The following is a 23,623-nucleotide window of genomic DNA, read 5'->3' as shown; positions in this document are numbered from 1 at the left end:
TAATGAAACAGAAGATATTGATTGTCGAAGATAGCCTGACCATCCGCCGTATGCTGACTCAGGCCATTGCCCAGCAGACAGGCCTCGAGATTGACGCCTTCGATACCCTCGAAGGCGCCCGTCACTGCCGGGGAGAGGAGTATGTGGTCGCGCTGGTGGACTTGACCTTGCCGGATGCGCCCCGTGGCGAAGCGGTCAACGAGCTGCTGGCTCGAGGTTTGCCGGTGGTGATCCTCACTGCCGACATCAGCGAGGATAAACGTGCCGCCTGGCTGGAAACCGGCGTGCTGGACTATGTGATGAAGGATTCGCGCCACTCGCTGCAATATGCCGTCAGTCTGGTGCACCGCCTCTATCTCAACCAGTCCATCGAAGTGCTGGTGGTCGACGACTCACGCACCTCCCGTCACCGCACCATGGCCCAGTTGCGCAAGCAGTTGTTGCAGGTACATGAGGCTAGTCATGCCCGTGAAGCGATGGCGATGCTGGAGCAACACCCGGACATCCGGCTGGCACTGGTCGACTACTATATGCCGGATATCGATGGCATCAGTCTGGTGCGGATGCTGAGAGAACGTTACAGCAAGCAGCAACTCGCGATTATCGGGATCTCGGTCTCGGACAAGCGCGGTCTCTCTGCTCGCTACCTCAAGCAAGGCGCCAACGACTTTCTCAACCAGCCGTTCGAGCCGGAAGAGCTGCAGTGTCGGGTCAGTCACAATCTGGAAGCGCTCGAGCAGTTCAACAGCATTCAGGAGTCAGCCAATCGTGACTACCTGACCGGTCTCTACAACCGGCGCTACTGGTTCAACGAAGGGCAAAAATGGTTTGAAGAGCATCAGCGCCAGCAGACGCCTCTTGCACTCTGTGTGCTCGATGTGGATCACTTCAAGCAGGTCAACGATCACTGGGGCCATGCCATCGGCGATCAACTGCTCTGCCATCTGACCCGGCTACTGACCCAGTTCTTCCCCGATGCCATGATCGCCCGCTTTGGCGGAGAGGAGTTTGCCATGATGGTGCCTCACTGTACCGTCCCCGTGTTGATCAAGCGTCTCGAAGGGCTGCGTCAGCAGCTGCGCCAGCAACCCTTGTCACCGGAAACCCCGCTCTTTGTTCGCGCCAGTTACGGCGTGATCAGCGTCGGGCGGATATCCATGGACGAGGCGCTGAGCGTAGCGGATCGGCTGCTCTATCAGGCAAAGAACACCGGTCGCGACAAGATAGTCTCTCAAGAGACAGCTATCTGAATCCTCAGGGCATCAGTCCCGTGTATTACCGCCCGACAGACTTTCCAGCAGGAGAGTCTGCGGGTTCCTTTCCTGCCACAGTCCCCCCATCACCATGACTATCGAAAGTCAGTAGGTCTTGTCGACCCGCACCCCATCATCGAAGTAGAGAATGCGAACTTTGTCTCCATTGGCAAAGACCATGGCGGGATCATAATCCTGGATCACGTTGATAAGGGCATTTTGCTCGTTGCGGATCAGCAGCTCCACCAACTTGTTTTCCACCACGGTTCCCCCAGACTGGTATTGCTGCGCAGCGGCCGCACCCGCGAGTGCACCGACGGCGGTAGCAATTTCACGGCCATGACCGCCGCCAAACTGGTTCCCCAGCAGGCCGCCCAACACGGCACCACCCAGCGTCTTCCAGCCAGAGTGCTCGGACTCCAGGATCTGGCGCTGGGTAATATTGCGCACCGTTTCGACCTGACCAAACACCACCTGATTGACCGGCCGCGCGGTATTGCGCTGGTAGACCTCCGCCCCGGCGGGCGCAGTGACAAAGCAGAACAAGCTGGATACTATCAGGATAATGGCCTTCATCTATGAACCTCGTTGCCTTATGTCTCGCTATCTTACCCAACTGGATGATGAGCTTTGCTGGTTTCCCGACCCCAGCCATGCGCTGGAAGAGCCCAACGGCTTGCTGGCGATCGGTGGAGATCTCTCCCCTGCCAGATTGCTGGCAGCTTACCACAAGGGGATCTTCCCGTGGAATGAACCCCACCAACCGACCCTGTGGTGGTCACCGGATCCCCGCGGGGTGATCCGTCCCGACCAACTCCATGTGGGGCGGACACTGCAGAAGATTATCCGCCGTACCCCATTCGATATTTCCGTCAATCGCGCCTTTAATGAAGTCATTACCGCCTGCGCCGCCCCTCGTCGCACTGCCGATGGCACCTGGATCAGTCAACCCATGATCGAGGCCTACCAGCAGTTGCACCGGCTGGGTCATGCCCACTCTATCGAGATCTGGCAGGAGGGAGAGCTGCAAGCGGGACTGTATGGCCTCTCTATCGGCCGACTGTTTTGCGGTGAATCCATGTTCAGCCGGATTGATAACGGCGCCAAACTTGCCATGGTGGCACTCTGTCGCCACTTCGCCCGCCATCGCGGCGCTCTCATCGATTGCCAGATGCAGAACCCGTTTCTGGCGACCCTGGGTATCGAGGAGTGGCCAAGGGCCCGTTTTCTGGCCGAGCTGGCGCGCCTTGGCCATCAACCACTGTTGGCTTCCTGCTGGCAAGAGGGGGAGATCAGCCTATGACTGAAGAAGTGATCCTTAAAGTAGGGCTGACTCCCAAGCATCCCTGCAGTTATCTGGACCATGAACAGGAGCAGTTGCTGGTGCTGATGGATCACAATCTGCTCAACGCCAACGGTTACGAGCGATTGTTGACTGCCGGTTTTCGCCGCAGTGGCAACGACATCTATCGCCCCCACTGCCCGGCGTGCCATGCCTGCCAATCCCTTCGAATTCACAGCGAGCGCTTTCGCCCCAGCCGCGGCCAGAAGCGGATCCGCCAGCTCAACAGAGATATCGAGATCGTCCTGAGCTATGATGACAAACCCGAGTATTACCTGCTCTACGAACGCTATATCCGCGAACGCCATCACGATGGCAGCATGTATCCCCCCAACCGCAGCCAGTATCGCGGGTTTCTCCATTGTGACTGGATGCCGCCGCTCTACCTGGAGATGCGCAAGGAGGGACGCCTGATCGGTGTCGCCACCACAGACCTGCTGCCCCACTCCTTGAGCGCCATGTACACCTTCTTCGATCCGGATTATGCCGATCGCTCCCTGGGCACCTTTGCCATCCTCTGCCAGCTCGATCTGGCCAGGCGAACAGGGCGAAGCTGGCTCTATCTTGGCTATCTAGTGGAGGCGTGCCGCAAGATGAATTACAAGCGCAATTATCTTCCTCACGAGCTGTTAATTCAGGGGGAATGGAAAAATATCGACACCAAGCCCGAGTAAACTTTACACATAGCCTTAAATCCGGCATGATCCAGCGGTTTTTTGTTGTGGCTTATCAAGAGGATTCAATGGCTAAAGAAGACAGTATTGAGATGCAGGGCACTATTCTCGAAACCCTGCCCAATACCATGTTCCGTGTGGAACTGGAGAATGGTCACGTGGTTATCGCTCATATTTCAGGCAAGATGCGCAAAAACTACATTCGTATCCTGACTGGAGACAAAGTAACGGTAGCACTGACTCCCTACGATCTCTCCAAGGGACGTATTGTTTTCCGCTCTCGCTAAGCCAGGAATTCAGCAAAAAACCCCAACCTTTCGGTTGGGGTTTTTTGTCGTTTTCTGATCACTGACGCTTAGTGGGAAACAGCTTCAACATTGACCTGAAAATCAAAGCTGAGGCTGTCATTTACCAACTCAACCTTCACAATTCCCCCGTCAACCAGTGAACCAAACAGGATCTCGTTGGCCAGGGGTTTCTTGAGGTGCTCCTGGATTACCCGACCCATCGGTCTGGCGCCCATGGCTCTGTCATATCCCTTCTCTGCCAACCAGTGGCGGGCACGCTCGGACACCTCGAGAGAGACGCCCTTCGCATCCAGTTGAACCTGCAATTCGACAATGAATTTGTCGACCACCTGATGGATCACCGTCATATCGAGATGGTTGAACCAGATGGTGTGATCAAGCCGGTTACGAAACTCCGGACTGAAGGTCTTGCTGATCACCGCCATGGCATCGTGGCTCAAATCCTGTTGCTGGAAGCCAATCGATTTACGCTGGGTCTCCTGCACACCGGCGTTGGTGGTCATTACCAGGATCACATTACGGAAATCTGCCTTGCGCCCGTTGTTATCGGTCAGGGTTCCGTTGTCCATCACCTGCAACAACAGGTTGAACACATCCGGGTGAGCCTTCTCAATCTCGTCGAGCAACACTACTGAGTGAGGATGCTTGATAACCGCATCGGTCAGCAAACCACCCTGTTCAAAACCAACGTAGCCAGGAGGCGCACCAATCAGGCGAGATACGGTATGGCGTTCCATGTACTCGGACATATCAAAGCGCAGCATCTCGACACCCAGCGCCTTGCCCAACTGCTGGGTCACCTCTGTTTTACCAACACCGGTAGGACCGGCAAAGAGGAAGCAACCAACCGGGCGACGCTCGTTGCCAAGTCCTGAACGAGAGAGGCGAATCGCATCGGTCAGCACCTCGATGGCTTTATCCTGACCAAAGACCACCATCTTCAGATTGCGTTCCAAGTTCTTCAGTACTTCTTTATCTGAAGAAGAGACTGATTTTTCCGGAATGCGGGCGATCTTGGCCACTATGGACTCAATTTCCTGCACATTGATCACTTTCTTGCGCTTGCTCGCCGGCAGTAACCGTTGACCGGCACCCGCCTCGTCGATCACATCGATCGCCTTGTCGGGTAGGTGACGATCATTGATGTACTTGGCAGAGAGCTCGGCAGCTGCACGGATCGCCTTGGCGGTATAGCGTACGCCGTGGTGGGCTTCGTAGCGACTCTTGAGTCCCATCAAGATGCGAGTGGTGTCATCGATAGTTGGCTCGACAATATCGATCTTCTGGAAGCGACGGGCCAACGCACGGTCTTTCTCGAAGATCTGGGCGTACTCCTGATAAGTGGTGGATCCCACACAGCGGAGCAAACCATTGGAGAGCAGCGGCTTGATCAGGTTGGCCGCATCCAGCTGACCACCGGATGCCGCGCCGGCACCAATGATGGTATGGATCTCGTCGATAAAGAGGATGGCCCCTTCCTGACGCTCAATCTGCTTGAGCAGTACTTTGAGGCGCTTCTCGAAATCACCACGGTATTTGGTGCCCGCCAGCAGAGAGCCCATATCCAGCGAGTAGATGGTACTGCCCGCAATCACCTCGGGGACATCCCCCTTGACGATGCGATAGGCCAACCCTTCGGCAATGGCGGTTTTACCCACGCCAGCTTCACCCACCAGCAGCGGGTTGTTCTTACGACGACGGCAGAGCACCTGAATGGTACGGTTGAGCTCCTGATCACGGCCAATCAGCGGATCGATGCGCCCTTCCAGCACCAGCTGGTTCAGGTTGGTGGCAAAGCTCTCGATCTGCGCGGCCGAGACATCATCATCAGACTCGGGATTGTTATTGCTGCCGAGATCCGGCTTGCTGTCCTTGCGCACCCCGTGGGAGAGGAAATTGACAACGTCGAGACGGCTGATCTCGGCTTTTTTCAGGAAATAGGCAGCTTGTGACTCCTGCTCACTGAAGATAGCGACCAGCACGTTGGCGCCGCTGACTTCGGTATTGCCGGAGGATTGCACATGGAAGACGGCACGCTGCAACACGCGCTGGAAGCCCAGTGTCGGCTGGGTTTCACGATCTTCATCGTCGCGCGGTATGAGCGGAGTAGTTTGGGTGATGAATGCGCGGATCTCCTTGCGCATCTGCTCAACATCGGCACCACAGGAGCTCAGCGCCTCATGGGCTGAACTGTTATCCAGAAGGGCTAACAACAGGTGCTCGACGGTCATGAATTCGTGGCGCTCGTCACGGGCCAGTTTGAAAGCCTCGTTCAGCGTCTTTTCTAGATCTTTATTCAACATAGGCACCTCCCCTAGTACAGCTACAATGTGGTGTCACACTCGCCATCAAGTCATCAGATTCAAGCCTTTTCCATAGTACAGAGCAGTGGATGTTCGTTGTTACGTGCATAGGTGTTGACCTGGACAACCTTGGTTTCGGCGATCTCTGCGGTAAACATGCCGCAGACACCCTTACCACTATAATGCACACTCAGCATGACCTGAGTCGCCTTGTCCAAATCCATACCAAAGAACTTTTGCAGCACCTCCACCACAAACTCCATGGGCGTGTAGTCATCGTTGTTCAACACAACCTTATACATGGGTGGCGGCTGCAGCTTTGTTTTCTCTGCTTCTGCAATCTCTTCATTAGCAAAGAGTTCTTTCTGCTTGCTCATAATCGCGCTTTGGTACCTCTAGATTACTACCGTCTAACACAAGGTTGTCAATAGACTTGTTAACCAGATCACATCAGCTGTTAACAACTTCTTGACTCGCTCAAAAGTTAGACTAGATTGGTTACTTGCTAATCTGTGCCCGTCTGCTATGGGCCCATGTCCCTAGTTATAAAGGGCTGGCGCAGGTTACTCAACGACTTCTGGGTAATCAATAAAAGGATGTAGAAGTATGGCAACCGGCACAGTTAAGTGGTTTAACAACGCAAAAGGATTTGGGTTTATCTGTCCGGAAGGGGGCGGTGAGGATATCTTCGCTCACTACTCCACGATTCAAATGGAGGGCTACAAGACCCTGAAAGCGGGTCAGGCTGTCAATTTTGAACTGCAGCAGGGGCCGAAAGGAAATCACGCCTCTGTGATTGTGCCAAACGAAGCACAAAATATGTAAATAACACCCGTTGGATAAATAAAAAACCGGTTCCTCTCTGAGCAACCGGTTTTTTATTGTCAGATTTCTGGCGAATCCTGCCTCCTCATGGGATCACAGGTTATCGCCAGCCATGATCAGTCGTGATATTCACTGCAGGCGATCAGGGTATTTTCCATCAGGCTGGCGACCGTCATCGGGCCCACGCCACCGGGTACCGGAGTAATGAAGGAGGCATGGCTGCGCGCCGTCTCAAACTCCACATCCCCGACCAGCGAGCCATCAGCCAAGCGATTGATGCCCACATCGATTACCAGTGCCCCCGGTTTGATCCACTCGCCAGGAATGAAGTTGGGCTTGCCGACCGCAACAACCAGCAGATCGGCACGGCGTACCTGATCTTCCAGATCCCGGGTAAAGCGGTGACAGGTCGTGGTTGTGCAGCCCGCCAGCAACAATTCGAGGGTCATGGGACGCCCCACTATGTTGGACGCGCCCACCACGACCGCATGCAGACCGTGCGTCTTCACGCCAGTGGTCTCGATCAGTGTCATGATCCCTTTCGGAGTACAGGGGCGCAGCGCCGGAATACGTTGGGCCAGACGGCCGACGTTATACGGGTGAAATCCATCTACATCCTTGTCAGGCTGGATCCGCTCCAGCACCTGAGTGGTATCAAAGTGATCCGGCAACGGCAGCTGAACCAGAATGCCATCTACGTGGCTATCCGCATTCAACTGGTCGATCAGCGCCAGCAGCTCTTCCTGACTGGCAGTGGCACTCAGATCATAGGAGCGGGAGAGAAACCCCACCTCCTCGCACGCCCGACGCTTGCTGCCGACATAGACCTGAGAGGCGGGATCCGCCCCCACCAGAATGACTGCCAGCCCAGGAGCCCGTTTCCCTGCCGCCAACCGCTGTTGGACTTGCGCCGCGACCTGGCTGCGAATCGTTTGCGCAACCTGTTTTCCATCTATGATTTTGGCAGACATCGTTCTCCACTCACCATGTGTTCAACTGCCACGCATTGTCGCATTTTTTTAGCCGGGATGTTAGCGGCAGACGCACGCCAGACCGGTAGCGGGCAATAAGTAGGCACTTGAATTTACTGGGGGAAAAAGTCGTTGACGCTGGCCCTTACGCTTGGCTATGATGCCCGCCCGTTGCCCAGTACGACTCTTGTCGATATGCTGGTCAGGGATTTTCGGTGATTAGCGCAGTCCGGTAGCGCATCTGGTTTGGGACCAGAGGGTCAAAGGTTCGAATCCTTTATCACCGACCATGTTCATCGACTCGTCGTCAAGACGTGTTGGTACAAAGCGCCCTTAGCTCAGTTGGATAGAGCAACGGCCTTCTAAGCCGTGGGTCGCAGGTTCGAATCCTGCAGGGCGCGCCATTAATGCTCTCCTTTTCTTCTGGATTGGCGAGTGTTGATGAAAATTTCAGTGGTGGCTGTAGCTCAGTTGGTAGAGTCCCGGATTGTGATTCCGGTTGTCGTGGGTTCGAGCCCCATCAGCCACCCCATTATTCTGTCGATAATCACCGCAAGGTGATGTCCATCGACTTGGTGCAGTGACCTTCTGGTCTGCTCCGCGAAAAACCGGCCTTGGCCGGTTTTTTTGTTTTGTGCCAGGCAGCACCTTGCCTTGTCTGCAAGGCCATCATCCTCCAGATCGATAAACGCGGCTCCGCCCATTTGTCACGATTCGCGCCTCCCCGTCGATACACAGCCACACTCCCCCACACATCAGCCTGCTTGGTTCTTTTTCTGTATTTCCCAGGCGCCATTGATATGCTGATCGCTCTTCTTCTCTCCTGCTTCCCGTTGGAGCTTTTCTATGCAACGCATTCTTTTTGTCGAAGATGATCCCGAGATTGGCCAGCTCATCAGCAGTTGGCTCGGTCGCCACGATATGGACGTGATCCTCGAGCCCAGAGGAGATATGGCACTGGCCCGGGTAGAGGCCGAACAGCCCGATCTGGTACTGCTCGATATCATGTTGCCGGGGCAAGATGGCATGTCCCTCTGTCGGGATCTTCGGCCACGCTTCGACGGCCCCATCGTAATGCTCACCTCGCTGGATAGCGACATGAACCAGATCCTGAGTCTGGAGCTGGGCGCCAACGACTACATCCTCAAAACGACACCACCACCGGTGCTGCTGGCCCGACTTCGGGTGCAATTTCGCCAGCACCAGCAAACACCAACCCAACCGGCAGCCACCAGCAGCGTTCCCCAGCAGCTGCAATTTGGTCGGCTGCGGGTGGATGGTCAAGGACGAGATGTGCGCCTCGATGGCGAGAGCATTGCCCTCTCGACCGCCGACTTTGATCTGCTGTGGGAGCTCACCTGCCACGCGGGCCAAATCTTGAGTCGGGAAGCCCTTTTTCGCAACTTGCGCGGCCGGGAGTACGACGGTCAGGATCGCAGCATGGATGTGGCCATCTCCCGCCTGCGCCGCAAACTGGGTGATAACCCCGACAACCCGACCCGGATCAAGACGGTGCGCCAGAAAGGCTACCTCTTCGTCCCCCACGCCTGGGAATAACCCTCTTTCGGGAGCACCGCCATGCGCCGTCTCTTTATCCAGTTCTATCTGTTGCTGATCTGCTGCTTCACCTTGGCCATCCTGCTGGTGGGAGTGGTCTATCAGGTGACCGCCGAACGGGCGGGTGATCGCTATCTCGAACGCATGATGCAGGGCTCTCTTGGCCTGTTGACCGGCGAGTTGGCAAGAACCCCGCCAGAGCACTGGTCCGATCGACTGGCCGAGCAGAGCAGTCAGTTTACCCTCCCCCTCAAGATCGGCGAGCTGGTGCGCCAGCCCCTGGCCAGCGAGGATCAGGCCTTTCTGGCCGCTGGCAACATTGTCATCGTCGAGGAGGATGACACCTTCCTGCAGCGCATCCCCGATACCGACCGGGTGCTGATTGTCGGCCCTGTACCCTACCTCTCCTACCTGCACGAGCTGCACTGGGTCGATGTGGGGCTGCTGCTGGTGATCGGCCTCTCTCTCGGCCTACCCATCCTTCTGTGGTTGCGTCCCCACTGGCACGGCTTGCAGCAGTTGGAGCAGACAGCACGTCGCGTAGGCGATGGGGATCTCTCCTGCCGAACCAATCTGCCACCGGGCAGCAGTCTGGCCCGGGTGGGACGCACCTTCGATCAAATGGCGACCCAATTGCAGGCCATGATTGCCAGCCGCAAGCAACTGACCGATGCCATCGCCCACGAGTTGCGCACCCCACTGGTCCGGTTGCGCTATCGGCTTGCCATGCTCGATCCTGCCCCTGCCGAGCAAGAACAGCAGGCGCTGGAGCGAGATCTGGGGGCGCTGGACTCGCTTATCGAAGAGATGCTCACCTACGCCAGGCTGGATAGACCCGAGTTGCCGTTGCAACAGGACGAGCTTGAGCTCAGCAACTGGGCACAAGCGCATCTCGGCGACTGGCAAGCGCTGGCCCCCGAAAAGAAGCTCACCCTCGATCTGCCGCCACGTCACATGCCCTGGTGCGGCGATCAGCGTCTGCTGGCACGCGCGGTAGAGAACCTGATCGGCAATGCCCTGCGCTACGCCGAGAGCGAGGTCACCCTCTCCATCTCGCGGCTACAGGAGAACTATCTGCTGGAGGTGAGGGACGATGGGCCGGGGATCGATCCCGCGCTGGCACCCCAGATCTTCGAGCCGTTCGTACGCCTTGATCAGAGCCGGGATCGTCGCACCGGCGGCACCGGGTTGGGGCTGGCCATCGTGCGCAGCATTGCCCGTCATCACGGGGGGGATGTGGCGCTGCTGGCCAGTGACCACGGTGCCCGCTTCTGCCTCACCCTGCCTGTACATTTGGATACAAACCGTCACCAACCGCTCACTGAAGGGCCGCTGCAACCGTCATAGGATGACTGTCATGGAGAACGCTCCATAACATCAACCCGAATAAGGAAATTGAACATGAAAAAGATCATTCCTCTGACCCTGGCAGCCGTCTTCGCCCTCACTTCCGGTTTCACCATGGCGGCCACCCCGACCAAGACAGCCACACCGCAGGCGACCCAGACCAAGGTGGTGAAAAAACACCATAAAGCCACCCACGCCAAGACCCCTGCCGTCAAAGTCGCACCGAAAACCAAGTGATCCAACCGGTCACTTGATAGCACCAAGGGAGGCTGACGCCTCCCTTTCCATCTCTTCCCGAAATTTTCCTGACGAGCGCCTCCCTCGTCCAAACCGGATCCACGACCCGGCTCCCCCTTTGCGGGAAACGGTCAATGACCACAGGAACATGGCATGTGGCGTCATCTGCTTAAATGGCTCGGCCCCTTATGCAGCTTGCTGCTGCTCGGCACCGCACTGACCGTGCTGTATCACCTGACCCAGGCATGGCACTGGCACGATATTCGTGTGGCCATCTGGTCCCAACCCCTGCTGCGACTGGCGGGCGCCCTGTTGCTGACCCTGCTCAGTTATGGTTGCCTCTGCTGCTATGACATGCTGGCGCTCCATGCGCTGGGCAAGCGCCTTCCCTGGCAACAGGTCAGCATCACCTCCTTTATCGCCTACACCTTCTCCAACACCCTGGGATTTGCCCTGCTGACCGGCACCTCGGTACGCTATCGCCTCTACTCTGCACTGGGGCTCGCCACCGGAGAAGTGGCCCGAGTGGTGCTGTTCTGCTCCATCACCTTCTTCCTCGGCCTACTGGCGTGGGGAGGTGACGCCCTACTGACCTGCGATGTATCACAGTTGCTGCCTGACTGGCCGCAATGGGCAGATACCCTGCTCAGGCTGGCGGGCGGCATGGCTCTGCTGTTGGTGGCCAGCTACCTCTGCTGGCCCGCTCCACGTCTCTCCTGGCGAACACACACCCTGACCCTGCCCGGCTTCAAAGTACGCCTGTTGCAACTGCTGGTCGCGCTGGCTGACTGGATGGCCGCCGCCGCCGTGCTGTTTGTGCTGCTGCCCACTCAGAGCGTTCCCTATCACGTGCTGCTCAGCGCCTTCGTGCTGGCCAGCTTCCTTGGGGTACTGGCCCACGTGCCGGGCGGGATCGGGGTGTTCGAAGCGAGCATGAGCCTGCTGCTGGCTAACTACCTGCCAACCGACAAGCTGCTTGCCTCGCTACTGCTCTACCGCTGCATCTATTACCTGCTCCCCTTTCTCTGTGCCCTGCTGCTCTTTACCAGTCAGGAGATGCTGCAACAAAAAGCACGCTGGCAGCGGCTACAGGGGCTGATGAGCGTGGTGCGCGAATTTCTGCCCGCCCTTATCAGCATGGGCACCTTCGCCGCTGGCAGCCTGCTGCTCTGCTCGGGGATGATCCCGACCATGCGCAGCCACATTGAAGTGTGGCTACAGGTGTTGCCGCTCCATCTGCTGGAGCTCTCCCACGTGCTCGGCAGCGTGAGCGGTATCCTCCTGATCCTGCTGGCGCGTAGCCTCTATCGCCGTCACGACGCCGCGTTTCGCATCACCCAGCTGCTGCTGGCTCTGGGTATCGCCTTCTCCCTGCTCAAGGGGGGGGACTGGGAGTCAGCCCTGCTGCTCGGCAGCTTCCTGCTCATCATGACCCCCTGCCGCTCCCTCTTCTATCGCAAGGGGTCGCTGCTCTATCCCCAGTACACCCCGGGCTGGCTCATTTCAGTCGGCGCCGTGCTGCTGGGAGCGCTGTGGCTGCTGCTCTTCTCCTACCGTCAGGTGGAGTATGATCACGCCCTCTGGTTCCACTTCTCGCCCCACGGCGGTGCTGCCCGCGGCCTGCGCGCCATGGGGAGCGTGGTGGCCGTGCTGGCCGTTGCCGGGGTTGCCCAGCTGCTTGCACCGCTGCGCGTAATCGGTGAAAAGCCGGACAAGGAGACGCTGGCGCGCGCCCACGAGCTGGTGGTGCGCGAAGGGGGGATCTACGGCTATCTGGCCCAGTTGCAGGACAAGTCCCTGCTGTTCCACCCCGCCGGCGACGCCTTCCTGATGTATGGCATCGAGGGCAACAGCTGGATTGTGATGGGGGATCCCGTCGGTCACCCCGAGCAGATCGAAGAGCTGCTCTGGCAATTTCGCGAGCGCTGCGACGAGCACGACGCCAATCCGGTCTTTTATCAGGTCTCGGCCCGCTATCTGCCGCTCTATCTGGAGCTGGGACTGATCCCCTTCAAGCTTGGTGAAGAGGCGATGGTCGATCTGGCTACCTTCGATCTGGCGGGCAGCCGGCTGCGCAACCTGCGCCAGAGCCACGCCAAGGGCAAACGGGAAGGGTTGACCTTCGAGGTGGTCGAGGCAAGCGCCGTGGCCCCCCTGCTGCCCAGATTGCAGACCGTCTCCGATACCTGGCTGCAGAGCAAGATGGGCAAGGAGAAGGGCTTCTCGGTCGGCCGCTTCGAGCCTGACTACCTGACCTTGAGCCCGGCAGCGCTGGTGTGGCACGAGGGGCAGATCGTCGGCTTTGCCAACCTCTGGGTGAGCGACAGCAAGGAGATGCTCTCCATCGATCTGATGCGCTACAGCCTGGATACCGGCACCACTCCCATCATGGATTTTCTCTTTGTCGAGCTGCTGCTGTGGGGCAAGGCGCAAGGGTACGCCAGCTTCAATCTGGGGATGGCCCCCATGTCCGGCTTCAACGATCACCCGCTCAACAGCTACTGGGCCCGTCTTGGCAATACCCTGTTCGTCCGTGGCAGCCGCTTTTACAACTTCCAGGGGCTCAGACGCTACAAGGAGAAATTTTCGCCCCGCTGGGAACCCCGCTACCTGCTCTGCAGCAGCAAGCTGGTACTGCCCAGAACCCTGACTCACCTGATCACCCTGATTAGCCGCGGCCCGCTGGGGCTGATCAAGAAATAGGAGCATGGCCAATGAGAGCCTTGATTTTGCTGTTACTCAGTCTCGTACTGCCCGTTTCGTCTTTTGCGGCGCACGCCGCCCCGGTCAAGGATGACCTGAGCCTGATTGAGCTGCCGGTCAAGCAGCCATCCGACACCCCCATGGTGATCTTTCTCAGCGGCGATGGTGGCTGGGCGGCCCTCGACCAGGGGTTGAGTGCCCAGTTTCAGCTGCACGGCATGCCGGTAGTGGGCTGGAGCTCCCTCACCTACTACTGGAAGAAGAAAACCCCGGAGCAGGTGACCGCCGATCTGGAGCGGCTCCTCGATGATTACCAGACTCGCTGGCAGCGCCCCCGCTGGCTGCTGATCGGCTTCTCGTTTGGTGCCGAGATTGCCCCCTTCGTCATCAACCGGTTGCCGGAGCACTATCGTCAAGGGCTGGTCGGGGCCGTGATGATCTCCCCCTCCACCAGCTCGGATTTCGAGATCCACGTCAGCGACATGCTAACCCACAAGACACGTAGCTACCCGACCGAGCCGCAGGTGAAGACCATCCGCGATCTGCCGATGCTCTGCCTGCAAGGCGCCGATGACGATGACGGCGACCGCCTCTGTCCCCGTCTCAACCAACCCAACGTCACCAGCATCACCCTGCCGGGAGGACATCATTTTGACGATAACTACCCCCAGCTCAATCAGGCCATCACCAAGCACCTGAACCTGCCCCCAGATCCGCTGACTGTGGAGCATTAACCGGTATCACCATGGTATGTCTTTCAAGTACCGATCAGGGCAAATCAGCGAGCAATGCAAAGGGCCTCTCTTGCGAGAGGCCCTTTAACCCTAATTTGACAAGACACGTGAATCACTTCCTACCAGATTACGATTACATTCCCATACTGGTCCTGGAGGTCGTGTTTAGCTCTTGTTTACGGTTGATGTCATTTTGCCAAACCAGTGCTCCGACAGTTTCTGCGCCTGTTTGACCTCCGGCTTGGTCATCGCTGCTTCCAGCTCGTCGCGAGCCTGCACCGCCTCCGGCATCCCTTCTGTTGCTGCCAATGACAGCCAGGCATAGGCATGTACCCGGTTACGCGGAGCCCCCAGCCCCTCTTCACGCATGGTTCCCATCCGGTATTGCGCCATACGATCACCCTGTTGGGCCGCCTGCCGATACTGCTTGAGTGCCAGCGCGTAATCTTCTTTGCCCCCTTGCCCCAAACGCAACATTTCACCGTAGGCATAGAGTGCAGCCCTATTCCTTTGCCGGGCGGCCTTGGCATAGCTGGCTCTGGCCTGCTCCAGTTCACCTTGCTCCTGCTGCAGTGCTGCCAGATCGAACCATGCCCTGGTCACACCACCGTCAGCAGCACGCATTAACCAGTGGATCTGCTGCTCCCGGTCTACCTGCTGCAAACTCAATTGATATTCGGCCTCATGGGAACCGTGTGCAGCGGCCAGCTCCAGCCAGTAACGGCCCAAAGCAGGGTCTGCTGATACCAACTCCCCTGCCAGATAAGCCTGGCCAAGCCAGAGCTCGGCTTCAGCAGAGCCCGCATTGGCCGCCCGTTGATAGGCAGCGAACCCATGGATAGGGGCGGCCTGTCTGGCTTGCTTTAGCAAAGCGTCCGGTTGCTGCTGGGCTGCTGCCTTGTCGTTCCAGCGCTGCGCAAGATCCGGCCGTTTGGCGACCCCTTTACCTTGCGCATAGCGCTCACCCAGCAAGTACTGGGCATCACGGTTGCCCAGTCCTGCCGCTTTTTCTAACCATTTTATGGTATCAGCATCAGCATGAGCACCCGGTTGTGCACTGTACCAACGGGCCAGCACCAACTGAGCACCTGCATGATCCTGCTTGGCAGCCTGCTCGAACCAGTCGAGGCAGCCACTTGCCAGCTTGCCTTGATGCTGCTCCTGGCACATCAGGCCCAGCCGATAACTGGCGTTGGTATTGCCAAGGCGAGCCGAGCGCTGCCACCACTGGGTAGCGAGCGTCGGGTTTTTGGGCTCCCCGAGCCCGGCCTGATACCAGTCCCCCACTTGCCAAGCCGCATTGGCGCGGACCTGCTGATCTGCGGCCAAAGGGCCAGACTGCTCGGCCGCTTGCTGCATCCAGTGCATGGCATTGGGGTAATCGGGTTGGGTTGCCAGCCGTTTGGCCAGTTCATATTGGGCGCGGCCATCCCCCTGCTTTGCGGCTTGGGATAGCTCGGCATCAGTGAGTGACGTAGTAGAAGAGCAGGCTGCGAGCATACCGGTCGCCAGCACCAGCCATAAAGCACGAAATTTCATGGAAAAATCTACTCTGAGTGAAAATGTTGCGGATAAATCACTGCCATCTTGCAAGCGGGTTCGTTATGCGATGCAGCCACCTGATGGGCATATAGCTGATGCAGCGCCTTCCCTGGCCATCAGCCTTGCTTGTCAGGAGGGTTATGCTGCTCTATGCTGCTGCCTCCTCATCAGCTTCCACCGTCTCAATGCCACGGGGAACGAAGAAGTTGTTGCTGCGGAGCATGGTGTTGGCCTGAGCGTTAAGTGTTGCGTGCTTGAGCTCCTTCGAGCTGAAGTCATGCATGAAGTAGTTGAAGAAAGCATCCACTTCACGTGGTACCCGTTGAGACTCGTTAAAGTACTTTACATATTTCGCGGCCTGTACAGTCTTGCTCTGGTAGCGTTGCCACATCACGATGTCATCGGCATCCTTTCCAACCTGCTCAAGCCAGCCCCAACGAGCCTTGAGTTCATCGCGTTCACTACCACGAGTATCCTCGAGACGAGCCTGGTAGTCGTACAGCTTTTCTCCCAGCCAGATACAGTAACAAGTCATATGCCGTTCGAAACCTGCCGGAGTAGGATCGACCCGACCGGCCCACTTCTGGTAATAGTCGCTGAAATCCTGCACGGAGTATCCGGCCAGGTTGTCCAGCATAACGAAGTAGCTAGCAACCTTACGGGATGTTTTTTCCAAAGTACGAAAGTTTGGGAACGGCACCTGAGCCCGACGAGCGGTATCAAACATTTTTCTAAGCGGCACCCGGCAAAGCTCGGCACTGGGCCGCTGTTCGTTGGGCAGCAAGCCCCCGGTAACATCTTCGCTGATGCCAGGGCAGAGCTCCTCCCGCCATCCTTGCTTGAGCGGCCCAAGGGGGAGCAGTGGGCGATAGTCTCGCCGTTCGTGGGCGGCAACCAGATGCAGAGCTCGCTTGACGGCTTGGTGAAGGGGCTTGTCATAGTCGATTACCTTGGCCCCAGCCACTACGCCCAGCGGCACGCCAGCCGGATTTTTGGTCAACAGACCGGCCCAGTCAGATACTTCCGCAACAGTGTCACCCATATCGAGCAGGCTACGCCGTGAGCTGTCGAAGAGGCCAGCGAAGATCACCTCGACCTTGCTCTCCTCATAGCGGTACTCGTTGCCTACCTTGGTACAGACCGACTCCAGCAGCTCCTCGATAAAGCGGCGAGCCAGAGCCGCCCCCAGATCGGCCCCGAAGACCGATACCTGGATCAACTTGATGGGAAGCTGATTCTCTTTCTTGCTGAGCGCTATGTTTTCTTTGAATTTGTTTTTGGCAAAATCGACTCTGGCGTCCACCCCGGTCATAAACAAGTCTGCAACCCACGGGAGATCCCGGATAGGAGCCACCGCTTCGACCAGTGCTCGCTTGGCCGCATTCTTGGCGGCGGAGAATGATGCCTCGAAACCACTCTTCAAAGTCAGCATGTCGCCGAGCTTATTGGTCAGAACCTTGCTCCAATCCCCCTTGACGGCCTCGACCACCGTTTCTTTCGCCTGACCTTTCAGATCGTCAAGGTAATCACCAACCAACGCCTTCTGCCTTGCATCCAGAATGCTGTCCAGTTGCTCAGAAATCGTATCGTTGAGCTCGGTGCCCAAGCCGGGAATGTAGACCTTGGCGTATGAATAGGACGAGGTGAGTGGAGCCTTGATTTTATCCGGATGGGCTCGAAACAGACGCCCCACATTGGTTAGCCGCCGGATCTCTTCATCTGTGTAGATATTTCGCTTGGTGCCATCGAAGAAGAAACCAATTTGCAACGCCAGCGAGCAAGTACCGATCCGCGCCTGATGCAGACTCTCTTCTCGATCTATCCGGCACTTCAGGTCATCCCTATCCACCATCACTATTTCCTCGTCCGATAGGTATCAATCACGTCATTCATCACAGGCTCAGCCCACCCCCCCCATCGCACCATCACTTTGTTGTCGGGCAAAAAGAGGACATGAAAGTTATTCTGCCCCTTTTCCCGCATGGGCATGGGCAGGGTGAGCGAGTGTTTTTCAAATCGGTAGCCTGCTTTTTCTTGCTCCTCGGTCATATCGAGTTCCCAGTCGATCTTCACCGTATCGCCATCGATCCGATAGGGACCCGCACTACCGCCCCCACCAGCACTGAACCCGTCAAATGCAAAGGTGTTGCTCCCCATCTTGCCATTGACGTAGACGTAACTGATGGGGCGGTCGATCACAGAATGGACCACGATAGATGCCCCACCATGTCGCTCCTGCAACAGAAACGTCCATCCCAGCCAGAGCACCAGCACAATGGCACTCAGCCAGCGTCCCCAACGGGGCATCAAGTTCCACGCAGCCGTGGCCATCGTGGAGATAAATCGTGTCAGGCTTCTTTCTACTGTCATGCTTGTCTCTTTCGTTTTTCCTGGGCCAAACGCTCAACCAGCGAACTGGTGCCGATGCCGACTTGATTTAGGCTCTCTTCTCGAGCAATACGGCACTTCTGGTCATCCCTATCCACCATCACTATTTACTCGTCCGATAGGTATCAATCACGTCATTCATCACAGGCTCAGCCCACCCCCCCCATCGCACCATCACTTTATTGTCGGGCAAGAAGAGGACATGAAAGTTATCCTGCCCCTTTTCCCGCTTGGGCATGGGCAGGGTAATCGAGTGCTTTTCTGGCCGCAGCCCTTCCTTATCCAATTGCTCCCGCGTGGTGCTAAGCAACCAGTCGATCTTCACCGTGTCACCGTCAAGCCGATAGGGGCCTGCACTACCACCGCCTGCATTGAGCCCGTCAAACGCAAATGTGTTGCTCCCCATCTTGCCATTGACATAGACGTAACTGATTGGGCGGTCGATCACTGAATGGACCACGATAGAGGCCCCGCCATGCCGCTCCTGTAACAGAAACGTCCATCCCAGCCAGAGCACCAGTACAATGGCACTCAGCCAGCGTCCCCAACGAGGCATCAAGTCCCACGCAGCCGTGACCATGGTGGAAATAAATCGTGTCAGGCTTCTTTCTACTGTCATGCTGATTGCTTGAGTTGCTCCAATGCTGAGCGCCCACCTTCCAGATAGGCCAATCCCCAGAGCATTAACTGAGCGTCGCTTGCCCCTGCCTGCTTGGCCTTGTCGAGTGCCTTGCGAACCATGGTCATCCGCTCACAAGGCGGAAACTGAGCAATATTATCCCCTGATTGCCAGAGCGCCAGCAGTCGATGGGCTTGCGGTGAGCCTTCCAATGCTTGATAGAGTGTCGGGGTCAGTTGTACCAAAACTGGTCCTGCCGGGGGGACAGACAAGTCCAGCTCACGCCAGTTGCCATTGCACTCCCGCAGCCACCAACGACTGATGCCACCAAAGATACCGCCAAGCCAGGGGGCATCCTGCTGCTCAAGCAGCAAGAGCAAGGCATCAGGGGTATAGAACCGCAGCAGCATACTGAACTTGCCGTTTGGTTCTATCACTCTTGCACCCAGAGCCAACTGCTCTTGCAGGGCTTCTACAGGTCGCTCGCTGTCAATCAACCCCACGACATGCCCCTGCTCGACGAGTTCGGCCAGCAAGCCTTCATCCTGTTGTGAGCACTGCCAGAGCCAGGGGCCCAGATTGACCAGTTCAAACAGGTCGTCATGCAGATAGAGCGGCAAGAAACGCCCTTCACTCAGCCTCTCTCGCTGCTCGGCAGTGAGATGGGCCGCTTCGAGAAGGGCTACAGTCTTTCCTTCACGCCAGATTAATTCAGGTAGCATCTTACTCTCCCTTCACCACGGCATCGCCCTGAGCCATGGCCCTCTGCATGCAAGGAATGCAGACTGGTTTTTCCAAAGGTGGCATGGCCTTAAACAGCGGTGGCTTGGGTGGAGAGACTACCTCCACCGCACCGGGTAAGCTTGGCAGTTGACCCGCCCAACCAGAGCCAGAACCCGGACTGCCGCCGGAGTTCATCTGGATGCTGGGACCAACTAGCGTCACCCCACTGGGGTCAACCTTCACAAAGCTGCTGCCAACCTTGAGCGTCAGCTCAGCACCGGCTTCCAGCACGATCTTGTTACTGGATTTCAGGTGTACCTCTTGCCCAGCTTCAACCAGCAAGGATTGACCCAGCTTCTGATGCAGGGAGGCATCTATGGTCAGCGAATAGTCCGTCTTGATGTGATCCCGTTTTTCACCCTCCACCGTCAGGTGGTCATTGGCCTTGATGCGGGTGACCCGCTCGTTGTCGATGTCACGATGCTCGTCATGCTTGATATGCCAGGCAGCATCGTTCTGGATAAGTACGTTCAGGTCTTTCTGACCGTGAATATAAATCTCTTCCTGCCCCGCCTGGTCTTCAAAACGAAGTTCGTTGAAGCCCTCACCCTGGTGGGTCTCGGTGCGCAGCACGGTGCGGGTCTTGTTGGCGGGCAGCTCATATGGCGGCCGGTTGGTGGCGTGGTAGGTACGACCGGTCACGATAGGCTGGTCGGGGTCCCCTTCCAGAAATGAGACGATGACTTCGTGGCCGATGCGCGGAATCGCCATCATGCCGTATTGACCGCCCGCCCAGCCTTGGGAGACTCGCACCCAGCAGGAGCTCTGGTCGTTGGAGCTGCCATAGCGGTCCCACGGGAACTGCAGCTTCACCCTGCCATGCTCGTCGCAGTAAATCTCCTCCCCCTCGGGGCCGACTACGATGGCGATTTGCGGGCCGTCCACCATCGGCTTGTGAGGTGCCTCGGGGCTGCCGATGCGGGCGCGCCAGGTGGTGCTCGCTTTCACTACACCAAATTCGTTTTGGTAGACGGTCGGGCCGCTACCCCCCTCTTCCTCCAGCGCTTGCGGTTGCTCACCGGTGTGGCGAATATGAACGATTTGCCAGTCGGTGTTAAGGCTGCCATTGGGGTGTTCGGTCAATGAAAAGTGCTGACCCGGCAGCAATGCGGCGCTGTTGGATTTGCCGCTACCCACCACTGCGTCATTGCGCAGCGCATCGAGCCGGTGTTGGGCAAACGCCTTGCCGCTCGGGTCCTGCTTGTAGCGGCCCGGGTAGTCGAAGTGCTGGTAGGTATCCCGTTGATGCTCAAGTTCACTACCCTGCTTCTTGTGGGAGAGGCCATAGGCCGGCGTCTTGAAGCTGTAATCTTTCAGCTCCACATCCGAGGGGCGCACCGCCTCGCGGTAGTGGAACTGGCGCACGTAAGGGCCTTGTTCCAGCGAGCGGTTGCCGAGGTTGAAGAAAAGCTCGGGGCCTTGGGTCAATGCAGCTGCATCGTCGGCAAATACGATGCGATGCTTGCCTGCTTCAAACTCGTGGAAGTAGAACAGTCCCTCTTCGGCAGCGAGGCGATTCACGAAATCGAGGTCGGTCTCCCGATACTGCACGCAGTATTCCCGCTGGGCGTGCTCGTTCTTCAGCGCAAAAGCGTAGTCGGTATTGCCGTGCTCTTGCAGCAGGATGCTGAGGATTTCATCAGGCTTTTGCGCCTGAAAAATGCGGGAGTTCTGGCGCAGGCCCAATCGCCACAGGGCAGGTTTGACTTGCAGGCTGTAACGGGTGCGGCGAAAGCCGCTGTCCCCTTGGGCAAACTCGCTCACCACCCCGCATACCCGACGCTGCAACTCGCCGTTGTACCACACCATCAGCTCGCATGGCTGGTCCAGCACGGCGCCAAAGTCGACATCAGGCTGGCTACTCGCCAACTCCAGCTGCAGGTTGAACGGCCGGTTCAGCCCCTCATCCAGCTGGAAACTGGCCACCACAAAGGTGCTCTCGGGCAACGCCCCCACCTTGACCGTAAATTGTAATCCTGTGCTTTGCGCCATGACTCTGTTCCTTATCCTGCCTGTCCGCTACCGGAACCAATCACCACGCCACCACAATCCACTGCCGTGCCGGTGACGGCGATGGGTTTGCCATTCACCAGCACAGAGCCAACACCACCGGCAATGGCCCGTGGGTGCGGCGGGTTGTTGGGCTTGTCATGGGGCGCCAGTGGATCACCTTGACGAGCCACAGGCTTGCCATCGAGGAACACGTCGGGACTGGCAGCTATCACCGGGGTCGGTGGAAAGCCATCGTGGTCGGTGCCGATGTCACCGAGCAGTGCGATAGCGGGGCACATAGTCATTCTCCATATGAGCGGGGAGACGCACAGACATCATCCCTCTGCCCCTGTGCCCGGTGGAACGCACCAGGCACAGGCGACTTTGATAAACAGCGGATAAACAGAACAGGCCACAGCACAGGCTATGCCATTTAGCACTGGCGAAATTAGCCAAATAAAATCAAATGGTTAATCTCTTTCGATAGATGACAGGCTTATCCATTCGCAAGAGATTGCGCAAACTGGGCAATCCCCCTACCAAATATTGCATCTGCAGTGCAACCCTCTGGAATATGCGCAACTGATTGCGTATAACAGAGCAATCAGCTACCAGATAGCCCCTGCTGCAGTTGGTAAAGCCGGATATTGAGTGCTTTCAAGTCACTCTCTATCCCTTTCAGCTCGGCGGCCGTAATAGGCTCCTGCGACGCTTTTCGCTCCTCCAGTTCGCTCAGACGTAAACTGAACGGGACCTCCTGCATCAGGTTCTTCTGTACCTCGTAGAGCTGGGACTTGAGGTAGGAAATCGTGACCGTCTTGCGCTGACGCTCCAGCTCCAGCAGCTGATCGATCAGGGCATCGACCCCGGCGCGCGCCTCCAGATAGGTCGGAACCCGGTTGAGATCCCCCTGCTGGCCGGCCAGCGCGGTCTGCCACTGTTTGTCCAGCGCCTTGACCGCCAGCGAGTCGGGATAGAGCATCTGCAGCGAATTGCGCAGCCCCTCGCCATAGCGGTACCAGTAGAGGGGAGAGGTCTGCTCCAGCCGGTCCAGCTGTGCTTGATAACGCGACACCAGCTCGCTCTCCATCCCCTGCAGGGTCTGCTCCCCCAACACGATGCGCGCCTGGCGAATGTCGTCATAACTCAGGGCCTGCGGTAACGCTGCAGCGGGTTGTTGCAACCGTTGCGCCGCGATGACCTTCTCCTGCTGCTGATGTTGCCAGCCAAGCCATCCCATCATGGGCAAGGCGCAGGTGAGCAGGCCACAGCCAAACCAGAACCAAGCCGGCCGCTGTTTGCGGTGCTGCTCAATCTTGAGCACGGTCGGCTTCATCTGCCCCTTCTCACGCCCCACCAGGATACTGCCCTGAGGCAGGTGCGGGGTTGCCCCGACAGAGGCGCCGTGGTCGCTCTCCATGTCGGATTTGAAGAAGACCATCGGCGGGATCTGCAGCTCATCCTTGAGGCCCGGCTCATCGGAGACGATGACAATCTCGGTCTCGTCAAACAGATGGGTGTACCCCTCGATAAAGTGCACCAGATTCTCGACCCGGGGGATGCGGCTCAAACCGGCGTTGTGCAGCTTCTCGCTGATGAGTTGCAGCGCCCGCTCGCAGCGGTAGATCAACCGCTTGTCCTCATGGCGGATCTGGTACTGGCGGATCACGTCGCTGATGCGGGCGATAAACCAGTCGAGCATCTCGATGCGGGCCCGCTCCTGATGCACCGGTGGCCAGAAACTCTCCCACTGGGTGACGATGAGGTTGGCGAGAAACTCGCACCCTTCGGTAAAGCCGCTCAGCCCCTGAATGCGGGAGCGCGCCAGAGTGAAGTAGATGGCGGTTTGCAGATCCACCCCGTGCTTTTCAAAGATTTGGCTAGCGAGCTGATGGATCCTGACCCAATCCACCTCGGGGCGGGAGGCGTGGCTGAGCTTGTTGATCTCGGCGCGCAGCGCCTCGTACTCCGGCAACATTCTGGGGTCACGCCCCACTTTCAATGCCTGCTGGCCTTGTTGATTCTGTGACATATCGGATTCCAAA

Annotated in this window: 22 protein-coding genes and 3 tRNA genes; 13 read left to right on the top strand and 12 right to left on the bottom strand. The window is 57.6% G+C overall.

What is annotated here, in order from left to right:
• The first annotated feature begins 2 nt into the window (after nucleotides 1-2).
• Nucleotides 3-1,250: a diguanylate cyclase gene (locus A9G06_RS00205; RefSeq protein WP_005351207.1), complete on the top strand. Its 1,248-nt coding sequence runs from the start codon at nucleotides 3-5 to the stop codon at nucleotides 1,248-1,250.
• A 108-nt stretch (nucleotides 1,251-1,358) separates the two neighbouring features.
• Here A9G06_RS00205 and A9G06_RS00200 read toward each other — a convergent pair whose 3' ends face one another.
• Nucleotides 1,359-1,829, bottom strand: a complete 471-nt coding sequence (locus tag A9G06_RS00200) for a glycine zipper 2TM domain-containing protein (protein ID WP_005359981.1) — start codon at nucleotides 1,827-1,829, stop codon at nucleotides 1,359-1,361.
• Between the two features lie 19 nt (nucleotides 1,830-1,848).
• Here A9G06_RS00200 and aat point away from each other — a divergent pair, with 19 nt between their 5' ends.
• The 3 genes from aat (at nucleotide 1,849) to infA (ending at nucleotide 3,556) form a co-directional block, all read left to right on the top strand.
• Nucleotides 1,849-2,556, top strand: coding sequence for a leucyl/phenylalanyl-tRNA--protein transferase (gene aat / locus A9G06_RS00195; RefSeq protein ID WP_019445527.1), 708 nt, complete (start codon nucleotides 1,849-1,851; stop codon nucleotides 2,554-2,556).
• Nucleotides 2,553-3,269 carry an arginyltransferase gene (locus tag A9G06_RS00190; protein ID WP_019445526.1) on the top strand — a complete coding sequence of 239 codons (717 nt, stop codon included), beginning with the start codon at nucleotides 2,553-2,555 and terminating at the stop codon, nucleotides 3,267-3,269. The genes aat and A9G06_RS00190 overlap by 4 nt, the downstream gene beginning before the upstream one ends.
• A gap of 68 nt (nucleotides 3,270-3,337) precedes the next feature.
• Nucleotides 3,338-3,556 (top strand): translation initiation factor IF-1, encoded by a 219-nt coding sequence (infA, locus tag A9G06_RS00185; protein ID WP_005300033.1) that lies wholly within the window; start codon nucleotides 3,338-3,340, stop codon nucleotides 3,554-3,556.
• A 68-nt stretch (nucleotides 3,557-3,624) separates the two neighbouring features.
• Here infA and clpA read toward each other — a convergent pair whose 3' ends face one another.
• Both clpA and clpS read right to left on the bottom strand, forming a co-directional pair.
• Nucleotides 3,625-5,880 (bottom strand): ATP-dependent Clp protease ATP-binding subunit ClpA, encoded by a 2,256-nt coding sequence (gene clpA, locus A9G06_RS00180; RefSeq protein WP_069553879.1) that lies wholly within the window; start codon nucleotides 5,878-5,880, stop codon nucleotides 3,625-3,627.
• Nucleotides 5,881-5,939: 59 nt separating this feature from the next.
• Nucleotides 5,940-6,257 (bottom strand): ATP-dependent Clp protease adapter ClpS, encoded by a 318-nt coding sequence (gene clpS / locus A9G06_RS00175; protein ID WP_005337111.1) that lies wholly within the window; start codon nucleotides 6,255-6,257, stop codon nucleotides 5,940-5,942.
• A 229-nt stretch (nucleotides 6,258-6,486) separates the two neighbouring features.
• Here clpS and cspD point away from each other — a divergent pair, with 229 nt between their 5' ends.
• Complete coding sequence (gene cspD / locus A9G06_RS00170) at nucleotides 6,487-6,705, top strand: cold shock-like protein CspD (protein ID WP_005300025.1); 219 nt, start codon at nucleotides 6,487-6,489, stop codon at nucleotides 6,703-6,705.
• A 116-nt stretch (nucleotides 6,706-6,821) separates the two neighbouring features.
• Here cspD and folD read toward each other — a convergent pair whose 3' ends face one another.
• A complete protein-coding gene (gene folD, locus A9G06_RS00165; protein ID WP_005346435.1) occupies nucleotides 6,822-7,676 on the bottom strand; it encodes a bifunctional methylenetetrahydrofolate dehydrogenase/methenyltetrahydrofolate cyclohydrolase FolD in 855 nt (284 codons plus the stop codon).
• Nucleotides 7,677-7,889: 213 nt separating this feature from the next.
• On the opposite strand from folD, the gene A9G06_RS00160 reads away from it, so the two are divergent.
• The 8 genes from A9G06_RS00160 (at nucleotide 7,890) to A9G06_RS00120 (ending at nucleotide 14,254) form a co-directional block, all read left to right on the top strand.
• A tRNA-Pro gene (locus tag A9G06_RS00160) sits at nucleotides 7,890-7,966 on the top strand.
• A gap of 37 nt (nucleotides 7,967-8,003) precedes the next feature.
• Nucleotides 8,004-8,080 (top strand) — tRNA-Arg (locus tag A9G06_RS00155).
• Between the two features lie 52 nt (nucleotides 8,081-8,132).
• Nucleotides 8,133-8,208: transfer RNA gene (locus A9G06_RS00150), tRNA-His, on the top strand.
• A gap of 314 nt (nucleotides 8,209-8,522) precedes the next feature.
• Entirely contained in the window at nucleotides 8,523-9,233 is a 711-nt protein-coding gene (gene rstA, locus A9G06_RS00140) for a two-component system response regulator RstA (RefSeq protein WP_069553877.1), read from the top strand.
• Between the two features lie 21 nt (nucleotides 9,234-9,254).
• Nucleotides 9,255-10,580: a two-component system sensor histidine kinase RstB gene (gene rstB / locus A9G06_RS00135; RefSeq protein WP_069553876.1), complete on the top strand. Its 1,326-nt coding sequence runs from the start codon at nucleotides 9,255-9,257 to the stop codon at nucleotides 10,578-10,580.
• A gap of 54 nt (nucleotides 10,581-10,634) precedes the next feature.
• Nucleotides 10,635-10,817, top strand: a complete 183-nt coding sequence (locus A9G06_RS00130; RefSeq protein WP_005337116.1) for a hypothetical protein — start codon at nucleotides 10,635-10,637, stop codon at nucleotides 10,815-10,817.
• Nucleotides 10,818-10,970: 153 nt separating this feature from the next.
• On the top strand, nucleotides 10,971-13,520 hold the full coding sequence (gene mprF, locus A9G06_RS00125; RefSeq protein ID WP_069553875.1) for a bifunctional lysylphosphatidylglycerol flippase/synthetase MprF: 2,550 nt from the start codon (nucleotides 10,971-10,973) through the stop codon (nucleotides 13,518-13,520).
• An 11-nt stretch (nucleotides 13,521-13,531) separates the two neighbouring features.
• On the top strand, nucleotides 13,532-14,254 hold the full coding sequence (locus A9G06_RS00120; protein WP_069553874.1) for an AcvB/VirJ family lysyl-phosphatidylglycerol hydrolase: 723 nt from the start codon (nucleotides 13,532-13,534) through the stop codon (nucleotides 14,252-14,254).
• A gap of 165 nt (nucleotides 14,255-14,419) precedes the next feature.
• On the opposite strand, the gene A9G06_RS00115 is transcribed toward A9G06_RS00120, so the two are convergent.
• The 8 genes from A9G06_RS00115 to A9G06_RS00080 all read right to left on the bottom strand — a co-directional run bounded on the left by A9G06_RS00115 (nucleotide 14,420) and on the right by A9G06_RS00080 (nucleotide 23,610).
• Nucleotides 14,420-15,793 (bottom strand): tetratricopeptide repeat protein, encoded by a 1,374-nt coding sequence (locus tag A9G06_RS00115; protein ID WP_069553873.1) that lies wholly within the window; start codon nucleotides 15,791-15,793, stop codon nucleotides 14,420-14,422.
• 151 nt (nucleotides 15,794-15,944) lie between these two features.
• The gene (locus A9G06_RS00110; RefSeq protein WP_069553872.1) at nucleotides 15,945-17,648 is read right to left on the bottom strand and encodes a DUF2235 domain-containing protein; all 1,704 of its coding nucleotides are present in this window, start codon (nucleotides 17,646-17,648) and stop codon (nucleotides 15,945-15,947) included.
• Between the two features lie 2 nt (nucleotides 17,649-17,650).
• Nucleotides 17,651-18,166 carry a DUF3304 domain-containing protein gene (locus A9G06_RS00105; protein ID WP_069553871.1) on the bottom strand — a complete coding sequence of 172 codons (516 nt, stop codon included), beginning with the start codon at nucleotides 18,164-18,166 and terminating at the stop codon, nucleotides 17,651-17,653.
• A 121-nt stretch (nucleotides 18,167-18,287) separates the two neighbouring features.
• Nucleotides 18,288-18,803: a hypothetical protein gene (locus tag A9G06_RS00100; RefSeq protein ID WP_069553870.1), complete on the bottom strand. Its 516-nt coding sequence runs from the start codon at nucleotides 18,801-18,803 to the stop codon at nucleotides 18,288-18,290.
• Nucleotides 18,800-19,525, bottom strand: a complete 726-nt coding sequence (locus A9G06_RS00095) for a DUF4123 domain-containing protein (RefSeq protein ID WP_069553869.1) — start codon at nucleotides 19,523-19,525, stop codon at nucleotides 18,800-18,802. Before A9G06_RS00095 ends, A9G06_RS00100 begins: the two co-directional genes overlap by 4 nt.
• A gap of 1 nt (nucleotide 19,526) precedes the next feature.
• Nucleotides 19,527-21,578, bottom strand: coding sequence for a type VI secretion system tip protein VgrG (locus A9G06_RS00090; RefSeq protein ID WP_069553868.1), 2,052 nt, complete (start codon nucleotides 21,576-21,578; stop codon nucleotides 19,527-19,529).
• An 11-nt stretch (nucleotides 21,579-21,589) separates the two neighbouring features.
• A complete protein-coding gene (locus A9G06_RS00085; RefSeq protein WP_019444936.1) occupies nucleotides 21,590-21,877 on the bottom strand; it encodes a type VI secretion system PAAR protein in 288 nt (95 codons plus the stop codon).
• A gap of 305 nt (nucleotides 21,878-22,182) precedes the next feature.
• Entirely contained in the window at nucleotides 22,183-23,610 is a 1,428-nt protein-coding gene (locus tag A9G06_RS00080) for a VasL domain-containing protein (RefSeq protein ID WP_069553867.1), read from the bottom strand.
• Nucleotides 23,611-23,623 lie beyond the last annotated feature (13 nt).

It is taken from the genome of Aeromonas sp. DNP9 (assembly GCF_001728955.1).
In the GTDB taxonomy this organism is placed as follows: Bacteria; Pseudomonadota; Gammaproteobacteria; order Enterobacterales; family Aeromonadaceae; genus Aeromonas; species Aeromonas veronii.
This window is presented reverse-complemented; position numbering and strand designations above follow the sequence as displayed.